The sequence below is a fragment of the Plebeiibacterium sediminum genome (genome assembly GCF_026013605.1).
Taxonomy (GTDB): Bacteria; Bacteroidota; Bacteroidia; order Bacteroidales; family Marinilabiliaceae; genus Saccharicrinis; species Saccharicrinis sediminus.
In genome coordinates this window covers 91872-107195 of the sequence record NZ_JAPDPJ010000003.1, presented here as the reverse complement: position 1 = coordinate 107195, position 15324 = coordinate 91872, and the positions used below count along the sequence as shown (strand labels likewise).

Here is a 15324-nt window from a genome sequence, read left to right as displayed (position 1 = left end):
TACAAACTTTGCTCTTTCTTCTGACAGATTATATGTACCTGTTTGTTTTTACTTGGTGCATAAGCGCTACTAATTGAAATCAAAAAGTCAAACGAATTCCTTGTATTTATTATTGAAAGGTCTCTTTGTAGATAGAATTAATTTTCTCTTATACACTTAACAATCTCTTTTAGCTTTATCTCTTCGTATTTTAATTGAGTTGTGTATGTTTGGCTTTTAAAATTGTCATCAAATAATGTTATTGAATATTTTCTATAATCAAATTCAACTTTCTCATAATGGGATAAGTTTATTTCTTTGAGTAGTCCCTCAATTCTATTCCATGTCATTTTTTTCAGTTTTACTTTATACTTTGGTTTTCCACCTTTAATGTCTAAGTAATTGATAATTGGATTTATGGTAAAAACCCTTTTCTTTTGAGCATCTATCTCAAATGTCTTACAATAAAAAGTCGAGTCCCCATCATTTATTCTAACCAATTTAGCATAACAGAGTTCTTCTTTCTGACTATATGAAATTGTGCAATATAAACTGAGAGTAATTAGTAGTAATAAATATCTTTTCATAGTTTACTAGTACATTAGAATTGTCCATCTTTATTCTCGCAAACTCAAAAACCTTAACATTATCCTATTGTGGCTTTTTCCTTAACGGCTAATGTAGTTATATTTAAATTATTTTTTAAACATTCTGACTTTATATTCAAACACTCAGTTAATTATCATATTCGCTAGCCCATAGAAAATAAAATCAGTTTAATTACTCCTCCATTTTTTTTACCTGAGTGAATCCTATTATATTTGCGGCCAAATTTTTATTTAAGCTGATGATTTCGATAGATGCATTAACGGTGGAGTTTGGAGCAACCACTCTTTTTAAAAATATTTCGTTTGTTATTAACGAAAAAGACAGAATTGCTCTTATGGGTAAAAACGGAGCGGGAAAATCAACCTTGCTAAAGATTATTGCAGGAGCACAGTCTCCTCAGGGTGGTCGCGTTTCGGTACCTAAAGAAAGGGTTGTAGCCTATCTTCCACAGCACTTGATGAATAAAAGTAACCGTTCGGTATTTGATGAAGCCTCGCAAGCTTTTAGCCATATTTTTGATATGCAAAAAGAAATTGAGGTACTGAATCAGGAACTTACTACACGTACCGATTATGAATCGGACAGTTACTATGCCTTAATTGAAAAAGTTTCTACCCTTAGCGAAAAATTTTATGCTATTGAAGAAACGAACTTTGATGCTGATGTTGAAAAAGTATTGTTTGGTTTGGGATTTACACGCGAAGATTTTAGTAAATCAACAGAAACATTTAGTGGTGGCTGGAGAATGCGTATAGAGCTTGCTAAAATTCTGTTACAAAAACCGGATTTAATTTTATTGGATGAGCCTACCAATCACCTGGATATTGAGTCTATTCAATGGTTAGAGGAGTTTTTAATTTCATGTGGCAAGGCAGTTGTGGTTATTAGTCACGACAGGGCTTTTGTTGACAATATTACTACCAGAACCATTGAAGTAACTATGGGCCGTATTTACGATTACAAAGTAAATTACAGTCGCTATTTAGAGTTACGCGAAGAAAGAAGAGAGCAACAATTAAAGCAATATAACGATCAGCAAAAGATGATTGCTGAAAACAAGGAGTTTATTGAACGTTTTAAAGGCACCTATTCAAAAACCCTTCAAGTACAGTCAAGAGTAAAAATGCTTGAAAAACTTGAAATTATCGAGGTTGATGAAGTAGATAACAGTGCCCTTAAACTAAAATTTCCTCCTTCGCCACGATCTGGTAATTATCCAGTAATTGCAACAGGTGTTGCCAAGACCTACGACGATCATTTGGTATTTAAAGAGGCCAACCTTACTATTGAAAGAGGAGAAAAGATTGCTTTTGTAGGAAAAAACGGAGAAGGAAAATCCACCCTGGTTAAATCTATTATGGGTGAAATTGATTTTGATGGTGAGATTCAATTGGGACACAATACCATGATTGGTTATTTTGCACAAAATCAGGCGTCATTACTTGATGAAGAAATATCTGTATTTGATACTATTGATGAAGTAGCCAAAGGTGATGTTCGTACTAAAATAAAAGATATTCTGGGCGCCTTTATGTTCAGTGGAGATGATACCACTAAAAAGGTAAAAGTATTATCAGGAGGTGAACGCACCCGTTTAGCCATGATCAAACTATTGCTTGAGCCAGTTAACTTGCTAATCCTTGATGAGCCTACCAACCATCTTGATTTAAAAACCAAAGATATTCTGAAAAGTGCTTTAAAAGCTTATGATGGTACACTTATTTTGGTTTCTCACGATAGAGATTTTCTGGATGGCTTAGCTGAAAAAGTTTATGAATTTGGCAATAAAAAAGTGAAAGAACATCTTGGTGATATCAACCATTTCTTAGAAACTAAGAAGATGAGTAATTTAAAAGAAATTGAGCGACAAGTAAAGGCTTAAAAATAATCATTTCATGTACAGCTCCCCTTGAGTTGTACATGAAATGATCAATTACATCAGAATAACAATATTATTTATTCCTCTACAACTTAGAGTAATGCATTTGAAGCATTTCAAATAGTTCTTCAGTATTAATTGGCTTAGAGAGATAACCATCAAAACTCTTTTCCAATAGTTTATTTTTATCCCCAACCTGAGCAAAGGCTGTTACCGCAATAATTGGAATTGATTCATTGATTTCTTTTATCTTTTTGGCGGCCTTTTTACCATTCATTACCGGCATTTTAATATCCATCAAAACCAGGCACTTTTTCTTCATATACAGGTTTGAAACGTAATCAACAGCCTCCTGGCCATTGTGTGCCCAATATAATTCTGCCTTTGTTTTCTTTAATAAGCGTTCTAATAAATAATAATTATTAGATTCATCCTCTGCTACAACAATAATAAGATCTTCAAGCAACACCATTTCATTTTTATGAGAATCCTGCTTTTTTACTTTACTATCTGCATTTGCAGCTTTGGGTAAACTAAAATAAAACAGAGATCCTTTTTTTGGCTCAGACTTTAGTTTTAGTCTACCTCCCATTAAATACACCAGGTGTTGACTGATTGAAAGACCAATACCTGTACCTTCATATAAGCGGACTTTATCTTCTAACTTATAAAAGTGATTAAAAATCTTTTCCTGATCCTTAGCATTAATACCAATACCTGTATCCTCAACATAGAAATCCAATGATTTGTCAGATTCATTAAAACCAAACCTGACATAACCTTTATCTGTAAACTTTATGGCATTACCGATCAGGTTTATCATTATCTGACGAAAACGAACAAGATCACTGTGTAAATACACTCCCTCACCTGATGTTACCAGCTCAATATCGATATCCTTACTATTTTTAATTTTAAAATAGGCGATAATCTCTTTTAGAACATCATTCACACAAAAGTTTTCTTTATATAATACCAGCTGATTGGCCTCAATACGTGAAATATCTATAATATCATTGATTAAAGTCAGTAAACTATCACTGCTATTCTTTATCATCTTAGCCAGATATTCACGCTCCTCTTTATCATCGGCAACATCAACCAAAATGCTCGAAAAACCAATAATGGCATTCATTGGAGTTCGTATTTCGTGACTCATATTAGCCAGAAATGCCGATTTTAATTTATCAGATTCTTCTGCCTTACGTTTAGCCTTAACCAGTTCCGAAGTTCTTTCCTGAACCATTAACTCCAAATCATTTCTATGTCGCACCAGCTCTTCATTCTGAATGGTAATTTCCTCTTGTTTTTCTTCGAGAAGCACATTTACATTACTTAATTCTTCAGTTCGTTGTGCCACCATTTCTTCAAGGTGCAACTGACGCTTTTTCATAAAACTGATTCGAAACAGATAGGCACTGTAAACAAGATAAATCAACAACAAAACAATACTTATCTTAAAAAAAATCGTATTCCACCACGAAGGCTTAATATAAACTTTTAATACTGCAGGTTCCTGTTCCCATTCTCCTCCTTTTGATGCTGTTTTAACTTTGAATGTATAATTTCCCGGAGGCAGATTTCGGTACGTTGCCACCCGTTGATCCTGAACATAATTCCAATCCTTTTCATACCCATCCAGAATATAAGCAAAAAGATTCCCTTCTCTTGACACACTATTTAACGCCGTGTACTCAAATGAAATAATACGATCATCATTCTCATTAAATTCAATTTCTTCCTGATAACAAATGTCTTTGTGCAATATTACTTTACCATTTATTTCCTGGCCAATTTTAACCGACTGATGAAACAACTTAAGATCAACTATTTTTGAATTAGGCAATACCTCATCCTCACTAATACTTTCCGGATTAAAAATACTAAGCCCATTTATCCCTCCTGCAAGAATTTCATTAGATCGGCCATCATATATTATTGCACTTGTAAATTGATTATCCTGTAGTCCATCTGCCTTATAATACCTTGAAAATCTATTGTTTTTAGTATCAAAATGATTCAGCCCATATGAAGTTGAAATCCATAAGGCTTTATTTTTAGCTTCAACAATTCCCATAATCGTTTCTGACGATAAGCCCTCTTCTGTGTTATAACGAATAAAACGAACCTGACCCCGATCATCATAAACCATTTTATTTAAGCCATTCCTGGTACCAACCCATACGTTACCATCACTATCGCGATATAAAGAATAAACAAGATTATTACTTAAACTGGTTGAATCATTTGCATCAAACATAAATGATGTAAGCTTATCTTTGTACTTCTCATATCGACACAAACCACCTTCAGAAGCGATCCACAGGTTATTGAACCGATCTTCAATAAAAGCCTCAATAGTATTTCCCTGTAGGCCGGACAGTGTATCTGCTAATGTTTTTTGATACCTCGTATACTTTTTAGTTTCAGGATTAAATCGAATAACTCCATTTCCATTTGTTCCAATCCATAATTCTCGCTCTCCGGATTCATACATCGTTCTGATCATTTTCTTTTCTAACCCGTCAAAAATGTAATCCACATGAATAAAACGATCCAATTTTTTATCGTATTTATTTAAGCCATCTTCAGTGCCTATCCATATATTATTTTTGTGGTCTCTTAATACTGATCGAACTATACTTTCGGACAACGAAGTTTTATCCCCCTCCTTATGTTGATATAACTTAAAAATATTATTCTCCCTGTCATATACATTTAAACCATTATCAGTACCAATCCAAACCTTATTATTTTCATCTATAGCCAGAGAATGTATAATATTACTAACGATGTTATTAACGTCTCTTTTTTCCGCATAAATATGTTTAAACTGCCTTCCTCCAGGTTTAAATCTATTTAATCCTCTCCAATCTGTACCAACCCACATATAGCCAGTTTGGTCCTCAAAAATGGAATAGATGGAATTACCACTAATACTTCGCGGATCGGAACTGTTATTTTTATATTGAATAAATTTTAAATGTTCAAGTTGTAATGTGTCATCTTCCAGATCTGAATAAACAACCTGATTCAATCCTCCTCCCCAGGTTCCTATCCAAATATTTCCTTGTTTGTCTTTAAAAATTTTAGTGATAACATCGTAACTAATGCCATTTTCATTATCATCGCCATGATGATATCTATAAAAAAGATTATGAGCCGGATCAAATATATTTAGGCCTCCCCCCCATGTTCCTATCCAAACAATTCCATTCTCATCCTCCATCACAGCACTAACATCGTTAGCTGATAAGGAGTTTGCATTATTGGGATCATGTTTAAATACCTCAAATTCACCAGTGGCCTTGTGCAATTTATTTAAGCCACCTTGCGTACCAATCCATAATATACCATTTTTACCCTCACACATATTGGATACAAACAAAGAGCTAATACTATTTTTATTTTCTGATGGCTGATGATGAATAAAACGATACTGAACATCCTGCTCTGATGCATATTCTTTATCTATCCTTTCTAAGCGATCCAAACCTCCACCCATGGTACATAGCCAAACATCTCCATCCGAATCTTTAAAAACCTTAAAAACCTTATCATTTGCTAGACTTTCAGGATCGTTAGGATTGTGATTATAGTTCACATTTTCTTTTGTATCAAGAAAAAATCGATTTAACCCTAGCATAGTACCAACAAAGAAGATTCCGGATGTATCTTCACAAATACTCCTTACATGCATGTCGGCAATGTTAGGATTGTTTATATAATTATGTGTGTATCCTGAAATGTTAAAGCCATCAAAACGATTGATACCTTCATAAGACCCAAACCACAAAAAACCGTCTTTATCCTGATAAATATCTAATACTGAGTTTTGATTTAGGCCATCTTCGGTAGTGATATGTTCAAAATTAATTCTTCTTTCTTGTGACTTTAATCCATTTATAGCGCAAAAAACAAATAGTAACACAGATGTAAGCAACTTTATCCTAATATAAAATTCAGACATATAATTTCGTTTTAAGAACTATACTTAATGTGGAGTCAAAAATGGCTTCCTTGATTGATAAATTTATATATGTTAAAATAGTGAAATTTATGTAAACAATTACAACTCCTTTTTCTATTTCATTTAAATTTACATAAAAACAATATATTATTCCATAGCAATCTGAATTTCAATGATTAATACATAAAACAAAAAAGCTGCAATCTAAATGATCACAGCTTTTTTTATTTTATTAGATTATGAGAATTATTTACCTCAAATCCTTATCCACCATATTTTTAAGCATTACCATAGCCATTTCTGACGAACGTATGATATTTCTTTCGCGAATATTTCCAAACTGGAATTTTTGACTTACCGTTTTATTTGGGCCTGACACAGCAATCCAGACTGTTCCTACAGGTTTTTCATCAGTTCCTCCATCAGGACCTGCAATACCGGATGTTGAAACTGCATAGTCCGTTCCCATTATCTTTTTAGCCCCCTCAGCCATCTGTTCAACTACAGGTTGACTTACAGCTCCATTCTCTAATAAATCTTCTTCTTTTACGCCTAAAACCTGTTGTTTTACTTCATTGTGATAGGCTACCACACTTCCTCTGAAGTAAACAGAACTACCGGATAAAGAGGTGATCATATGGGCTATATTTCCACCAGTACAGCTTTCTGCAGAAGCCAAAGTCAATTTATTATCTGTAAATAATTTTGCAATAACTTCTGTTGTTGAAACATCATCATATGCTAAAATATTATCACCAATGATGGGTTGTAATCCCAGAACCAATTCTTCAATTTTTGATTCCAGCATAGCTTTATCACTTCCTCTACCTGTAAATCTTAATCTGATTCTGCCGGGTGCAGGCAAATAAGCCAACTTGATATATTCAGGAATTGTTTCTTCAAAATCCTCCAGCATTTCAGCTAAAACAGCTTCGGGAATATTATGGACTAGCACGGTTTTATGCACAATACTTCCAATTTTAAAACGCTCCAGTAAACGTGGAATAATATTGTACTCCATTGTATGCTTCATTTCCGAAGGCACACCTGGCATTGAAACAAAAATAGTTCCTTCATGATCAAACCACATAACCGGTGCTGTTCCCACAGGATTTCGAATGACCGTACAGTTTGCCGGAACCAAAGCCTGAGCCCGATTTAGCTCATTTATATTAGGCACATATCTTTTAAGCAATGATTTAACATCTTCAAAAACTTCCTCACTAAAAACTAGTTCGGTGTTGAAGAATTTACACATAGTAACCTTGGTTATATCGTCTTTTGTTGGGCCTAATCCACCTGTTATTAAAACAACATCGGCTCTACTTGATGTTTCAGTTAAAATATTCAGAATCTCATCTTCCGTATCACTTACTGAATTAATTCTGGATACTTCAAAACCTGCCTCGTTTAACTTCTGTCCCATCCAGGCTGAATTGGTATCTACCACCTGACCAATTAAAAGCTCATCTCCTATGGTTACTATTTCTATTTTCATTTTTTATAAAGTATTAAAATTTGAGTTCAAAGTTGAAGGTTCAATGTCAAAAGTGGATAACATCTAAATTCAAAATCTTCTCAAATTATTTCTCAACTTAAAACAATGGTAATCAAGCTACTTTTCCCTAGTCTTAATTATAGTCTTTTATAAATCAAATTTTACTTGCCAAACTTTTTTAAGGCTCTTACTCTCTCTAATAAAGGCGGATGTGAGTAATGAAAAAACACATACAAAGGATGTGGCGTTAAATTGCTCAATGCATTTACTGATATTGTTTTTAAAGCATTAATTAAAGATGTTGAATTATGATTTTTAGCTGCAAATTCATCTGCTTCGTATTCATTTTTACGGGACAACAAGGTACTTACTAACCCTGTAATACCAGATATTGGACTATATAAAATACCAAAGGCTATTAATCCAATATGAAAAACAGGTTCATCCACTCCTAAAGCTCGGGATAAGGCAGGAGAATCAACAAATACAGAAAAAATAAACAACATTATACCTGTTTGTAAAATACCGGTAATCATTCCCCATAAGGTGTGTTTCTTTTTATAGTGACCAATTTCGTGCGCTAACACACCAACTATTTCATCTGTTTTTAAATCATTGATTAATGTATCATACAACACAATTCGCTTTTTAGATCCTAATCCACTAAAAAAAGCGTTGGCTTTAGTGCTTCGTTTTGAACCATCCATAACAAACACATTATCCAATTTAAAGTTTACCTTTTTACAAAACTCCTCAATCGCAGATTTTAGTTCTCCACTCTCTAAAGGTGTTTGTTTGTTAAATAAGGGCAATAAAATTGATGTATAAAACATTGTGATGAATAACATAAAAACTGTTACCAATCCCCATGCATACAACCAGAAATACGCCCCAGCTATGGAATAAAACCAAATAATTAAGGACATAATCCCGCCTCCTAAAATGGCTCCAATTACCAGTGATTTAATCATATCACCAACAAATGTTTTTACGGTTGTTTTATTAAATCCAAAACGCTCTTCAATTACAAAAGTACTATAGATTGAAAACGGAAGATTTAAAATAGTTGAAGCCAAACCGATCATACCAAAGAACACCAAAGCTCTTAAAATAATATGATCAGAAACACCCAACGCCCAATGATCAACAATGGCAAAACCACCTGCAAAAAGCATCACTAACACCAATACCAGATTAAAAATACCGGTTAGCCAACCAAATTGATGATTTACTTTAGAATAACGTTGTTGCTTGGCATACTTTTCCTGATCGTAAATTCCTTCTAATTCTGCAGGAATATCCTCAGACCATCGTGTTGTATTCAGATACAATAAAATGCGATCCCAAATAAACTCGATAACAATAATTGCAACTATTATATAAAATATTGTTGTGTACATTATTTACTTATTTGTAAAGTTATATATGCAAAAAACCGTTCTTTAACCACCATAAGTATATAAAGAACGGTTTCTAATTTCTTGTATAAATATATTTACGACTTTGATTTATCTAACTTTGGTGCCTTAACTATAAAATAAATTCCTGCTAATACAAAAGGAATACTTAATAGCTGCCCCATGTTAAGAAGCATATCTTTTTCAAAGGCTTCCTGATTTTCTTTTACAAACTCAATAAGGAATCGTGAAAGGAAAGTTCCAATTAAGAACACACCAAAGATTAAACCTGTGCGATCTTTTGCATTTGTTTTCCAATACATCCACATGATGATTCCGAATAAAGCTAAATAAGATAGAGCTTCATAGATTTGAGTTGGATGCGATGGCAAAGAATATATTGGCTGTCCACCTGCCATCCATTCATGCACATTTTCCACAAATTTAAAAGCCCATGGCAAATCTGTTTGATGTCCATAAATTTCATGATTCATCAGGTTTCCCATTCTGATAAAAAAAGCAGCTAAAGCCGTTGGAATAACCAATCGGTCCAGTGTCCACAATGGAGATTTTTTAGAAACTTTTTTAGAATAGATCAGAATCGCAATTACAATTCCTAAAGCACCACCATGGCTGGCTAATCCACCATGCCACACTTTTATGATTTCACCTAAGTTTTGAGAATAGTAATCCCAACCATAAAAGAAAACATGGCCCAAACGGGCACCAATTACAGTAGCAATAATTACATACATAAAAAGCTTTTCCAACCAGGGTAATGGAATCTTCTCCCACTTAAACATTTTTTCCATAAGCTGATAGCCCAACAAAAATGCAATGGCGAAAAACAAACCATAATATCTAACTGAAAAAGGGCCTAAATGAAAAATTTCAGGTTTTACCCCCCATGTAATGAAATCAAGTACCATAAGCTATTAATCTAAGAGACAAAATAAATCATCCTTTGTCTCTTTTTCTTCATTTTATATTTAATTCTTTAATAATCGAACGCAGGTTAATATCAAACCTGACCTTTTCCGTGGCATTGTTTAAATTTTTTACCACTACCACAAGGGCAAGGTTCGTTACGTCCTACTTTTTTCTCCACTCTTACCGGTTCGGCTTTTGGCTTTTCTTTAGCCTCAGCACCACCAGCTCCCGGATAAGCATCTTTACTGGTTTTCAATTTACTTAAATCCTGACGTTTACGCTCCTCCTGTTGTTTAATTTCATTTGGATCCTGAACAGGGATACTAGCTTTAACCAAAGTAGAAACAACATCTTTGTTACTTTGTTCCAACATTGATTTAAATAACTCAAATGACTCGAACTTATAAATTAACAAAGGATCTTTTTGCTCATAAGATGCATTTTGAACTGCTGTTCTTAAGTCATCCAACTCACGCAAATGCTCTTTCCATGCATTATCAATGGTCATTAAAATAATGGCTTTCTCAAATGATTTAACCAACTCAGCACCTTCTGTTTCGTATGCTTTTTTAAGGTTTGTATTGATTTGGAAAATCTTTTGTCCATCAGTAAATGGAACTACGATATTTTGATACTGCTGACCTCTATTTTCATAAACGTCTTTAATTACAGGCATTGCTTGCGCCTTAATTGTATCAATTTTTCTTGTATAAGCATTCCAAACATCGTTATACAATTTATCAGCCAACTCACTAGGATTTCCTTTTAAGAAATCATCCTGTTCAAAAGGAGATGAAACAGAAAATACTCTGATCAAGTCCATTTCAAAGCCTTCAAAATCTGCATTTTGATGATGATCATTCACAATACTCTCACAAGTATCATATATCATATTTGATAAATCAACCTGAATTCTTTCCCCATAAAGAGCATGCTTACGTTTGGTATAAATCACCTCACGTTGAGAGTTCATCACATCATCATACTCCAATAATCGCTTACGAATACCAAAGTTATTTTCCTCAACTTTCTTTTGAGCTCTTTCAATAGATTTAGTAATCATTGAATGCTGAATAACCTCACCATCCTCAACGCCTAATCTATCCATATATTTAACGATTCTGTCAGAACCGAATAAACGCATTAAGTTATCTTCAAGAGAAACAAAGAATTGTGAACTACCCACATCTCCCTGACGACCAGCACGACCTCTTAACTGACGGTCAACACGACGAGACTCATGACGTTCTGTACCAACAATAGCTAAACCACCTGCTTTTTTCACTTCTTCAGAAAGTTTAATATCGGTACCACGACCTGCCATGTTTGTTGCAATAGTTACAACTCCTTTTCCTCCGGCCTCAGCCACAATATCAGCCTCGCGTTGGTGTAGTTTCGCATTCAGTACATTGTGCTTGATGCCTCTGATCTTCAACATTCGGCTTAACAACTCTGAAATTTCAACAGATGTTGTTCCAACCAATACCGGACGTCCCTCTTTTACCAATCCAACAATCTCTTCAATAACAGCATTGTATTTTTCGCGATTGGTTTTATAAACTTTGTCCTCACGGTCATCACGAGCAATTGGTTTATTTGTTGGAATAACAACTACATCCAATTCATAGATATCCCATAACTCACCAGCTTCAGTCTGAGCTGTACCTGTCATACCCGAAAGCTTATGGTACATTCTAAAGTAGTTTTGTAAAGTAATGGTTGCATAAGTTTGTGTTGCAGCCTCTACTTTTACACGTTCTTTAGCTTCAATAGCCTGGTGAAGTCCGTCTGAATAACGACGGCCATCCATGATACGCCCTGTTTGCTCATCTACGATTTTAACTTTGTTATCCATTACCACATATTCGGTATCTTTTTCAAACAAAGTATATGCTTTTAACAACTGGTTTATGGTATGAACTCTTTCCGACTTAATTCCATAACTCTGAAGTAATTCATCCTTTTTAGCCAGTTTTTCTTTTTCATCCATTGATGATTTCTCAAGCTCTGCCACTTCAGAACCAATATCAGGAAGAACAAAGAAATGCGGATCATCAGAATCTCCTGTAATTAAATCAATACCTTTTTCAGTAAGTTCTATTGAATTATGTTTTTCATCAATTACAAAATATAAAGGATCAGTAACAATATGCATGTTTTTGTTATTTTCCTGCATATAGTAATTTTCAGTTTTAATCATATGAGCTTTTATTCCTGGCTCACTTAAAAACTTGATCAATGGTTTATTACGAGGAAGACCTTTATAAACACGTAAAAGCTCAAGAGCACCCTCTTCTGCCTCTTTCTTATTGTCTGATTTCATTTTCTTTTTGGCATCTACCAAAATTCCTGAAACCAATTGACGTTGTGCTTCAACTAAACGTTCAACCTTTGGTTTTAATTCCTCAAATAACTGATCATCGCCTTTAGGTACAGGACCTGAAATAATCAATGGTGTACGGGCATCATCAATCAACACCGAGTCAACCTCATCGACAATAGCATAATTATGTTTACGTTGAACCAAATCTTCAGGAGAAGTGGCCATATTATCTCTTAGGTAATCAAAACCAAATTCGTTGTTTGTACCAAAAGTGATATCACAATTATAAGCTTTACGACGCTCATTTGAATTTGGGCGGTGTTTATCGATACAATCAACACTTAAACCGTGAAACTGATAAAGAGGCCCCATCCACTCGGAGTCACGTTTTGCAAGGTAATCATTCACTGTTACCACATGAACACCTCTTCCTGCCAATGCATTTAAAAACACAGGTAAAGTAGCCACAAGAGTTTTACCTTCACCAGTTGCCATCTCAGCAATTTTACCCTGATGTAAAGCAACACCACCAAACAACTGAACATCATAATGAATCATTTCCCAGGTAACTGTATTACCTCCGGCTTCCCATGAATTATACCATATTGCCTTATCATTATCAATTTCTACAAAGTCATGCTTTGCTGCTAAATCTCTGTCAAAATCAGAAGCAGTCACTTCTACTGTTTCATTTTGAGTAAATCTACGTGCCGTATCCTTAAGAATAGCAAAAGCTTCAGGAAGAATTTCTGTTAAAACAGCTTCTATTTTCTCCTCAATCTCTTTCTCAATCTTATCAATTTCGTTGTAAATTTTTTCTCTTTCAGCAATACCAATTGAGTTTGCTTCAATCTTAGCTTTCAATGAAGCAATTTTATCCTGATCATCCTTAACAGAAGCCTGAATTTTAGCTTTTAAACCTTCTGATCGCTGACGTAATTCGTCATTTGAAAGCTTTTCAATTTCAGGAGAAACTGCCTTCACCAAATCCACAATAGGATTTAATTCTTTTAAATCTCTATCATATTTGCTACCAAATAGTTTAGTAACAATATTATTAATTAATGCCATTATTATTTTTATTTATTTCTATATACAAAACGGATCAATAACCGAATTACTATGGTTATTGTAAAAAAATGATTAAATAAATCTTAATCAATAAATCAGAATCCAACCTATAAAATTATAGCTGAATATTAAAGAAGTGTAGATGGACCTGCTCTGTTAAAGAAACTGGCTCCAGTATATAATGTTTTATATATATTTTTTGAATACAGAACCCGCTGATTCAGCAATGGTTCAGCAAAATAAGCAGAACTTAAATGTACCGTAACAGGGACATAATCAATAGTTAATCCCCTGTAAACAATATGCTTTCGTCCCGATTCAACTAAGCGATTAAAACGAAACTTATTATTATTTTGTGATTTGGATTTTTTGTAGCGTTGAACTGTTTGAACTTTATCCACAGAAGATATATCAAACTCAAAACCATAGGAACGCAATGTTTCAGCATTGAGATCAATTGTCCCTGTTACACATGATGACATGGTAACTAAAAGCGTAATGCTTAATACTTTAAATTTGGACAATTCTTTCACTGATATAATTAATTTATCTTCTTTTTATATATTGAACGCACATTTGTTTATTCTTTGTAGAAAAAACACTTGTGCATTTCATCTATTCTGTTGCAAAAATCTATGAGCACAAATGTAGTAAAAGATTTGAGACCAATATAACATTAGATCACTAGATTTTAGATTATGACATTAGATAGATTTATCAAGTGAGTGGAATAACCATTTCCATTCAAAAAAAAGAGGTTCTTATATAAAATAAAAACCTCTACTATAAATTTTAAATATATACTATATACTATTGGGCTGGCATATAGCTTTTAGCTTTTGGTAAAAAAGCCTTGATATTTTGAATACGTGTATCATCAGAAGGGTGGGTACTTAAAAATTCAGGAACACTACTTCCTCCCTGTGCCATTCTTGTCCAGAAATCAACAGCAACTTCAGGATTATAACCCGCCATAGCCATAAATACCAATCCCATTTTATCAGCTTCAGATTCGTGTGTACGTGAATAAGGTAACAACATGCCATATTGAGCTCCCAGGCCAAAAGCACCCATATAAAGCGCTTGTGTTTGTTCCGGTTTTTCACTCAATGCAACTTGTAATCCGGCAGCCACAGCCTGCACGCCCATTTGCTGACTCATACGCTCATTACCATGACGCGCAATAGCGTGAGCAATTTCATGTCCCATAACAACAGCTATACCAGCCTCATCTTTGGTAAAAGGCAAAATACCTGTGTAAAAAACAACTTTACCACCAGGCATACACCATGCGTTTGGTGTATTATCTTCAACAAGATTAAACTCCCAGCTAAAATACTGTAACTCACTTTCCAATCCGTTATCTTTCATATACTTTTCAACTGCTGCAGCAATCTTTCCTCCTACTTTCTTTACTAATGCTGTATTGGCTTTATCTATTGAAATTTTTGCACTATCCAAAAACGATTTATAATTGGTTAATGCCATCTCAGTCATTTGAGAGGATGGTAATAAGTTAATTTGTTTTCTACCTGTAATAGGCACAGTTGAACATGCTACAACTGCAGTAACAACAATAACTGATGCCACTATTTGTTTCCAATAATTTTTCATTTTATCTATTTAATCATATTTAGGTTTCAAGAACAAAATTAATATTAATAACTA

General features: G+C 34.0%; 9 protein-coding genes. 1 reads left to right on the top strand and 8 read right to left on the bottom strand.

Annotated features, from left to right (window positions below; genetic code table 11):
- Positions 1-137: 137 nt before the first annotated feature.
- On the bottom strand, positions 138-566 hold the full coding sequence (locus OM075_RS03040) for a hypothetical protein (RefSeq protein WP_301188995.1): 429 nt from the start codon (positions 564-566) through the stop codon (positions 138-140).
- A 260-nt stretch (positions 567-826) separates the two neighbouring features.
- On the opposite strand from OM075_RS03040, the gene OM075_RS03035 reads away from it, so the two are divergent.
- Positions 827-2470, top strand: coding sequence for an ABC-F family ATP-binding cassette domain-containing protein (locus tag OM075_RS03035; protein WP_301188994.1), 1644 nt, complete (start codon positions 827-829; stop codon positions 2468-2470).
- Positions 2471-2552: 82 nt separating this feature from the next.
- Here OM075_RS03035 and OM075_RS03030 read toward each other — a convergent pair whose 3' ends face one another.
- The 7 genes from OM075_RS03030 to OM075_RS03000 all read right to left on the bottom strand — a co-directional run bounded on the left by OM075_RS03030 (position 2553) and on the right by OM075_RS03000 (position 15270).
- Complete coding sequence (locus tag OM075_RS03030) at positions 2553-6437, bottom strand: hybrid sensor histidine kinase/response regulator (protein WP_301188993.1); 3885 nt, start codon at positions 6435-6437, stop codon at positions 2553-2555.
- Between the two features lie 250 nt (positions 6438-6687).
- On the bottom strand, positions 6688-7935 hold the full coding sequence (locus OM075_RS03025) for a CinA family nicotinamide mononucleotide deamidase-related protein (protein WP_301188992.1): 1248 nt from the start codon (positions 7933-7935) through the stop codon (positions 6688-6690).
- A gap of 161 nt (positions 7936-8096) precedes the next feature.
- Entirely contained in the window at positions 8097-9335 is a 1239-nt protein-coding gene (locus tag OM075_RS03020; RefSeq protein ID WP_301188991.1) for a M48 family metallopeptidase, read from the bottom strand.
- Positions 9336-9430: 95 nt separating this feature from the next.
- A complete protein-coding gene (gene lgt / locus OM075_RS03015) occupies positions 9431-10261 on the bottom strand; it encodes a prolipoprotein diacylglyceryl transferase (RefSeq protein ID WP_301188990.1) in 831 nt (276 codons plus the stop codon).
- Between the two features lie 92 nt (positions 10262-10353).
- Entirely contained in the window at positions 10354-13656 is a 3303-nt protein-coding gene (gene secA, locus OM075_RS03010; RefSeq protein ID WP_301188989.1) for a preprotein translocase subunit SecA, read from the bottom strand.
- 128 nt (positions 13657-13784) lie between these two features.
- A complete protein-coding gene (locus OM075_RS03005) occupies positions 13785-14189 on the bottom strand; it encodes a hypothetical protein (protein ID WP_301188988.1) in 405 nt (134 codons plus the stop codon).
- Between the two features lie 277 nt (positions 14190-14466).
- Positions 14467-15270 carry a M48 family metallopeptidase gene (locus OM075_RS03000; protein WP_301188987.1) on the bottom strand — a complete coding sequence of 268 codons (804 nt, stop codon included), beginning with the start codon at positions 15268-15270 and terminating at the stop codon, positions 14467-14469.
- Positions 15271-15324 lie beyond the last annotated feature (54 nt).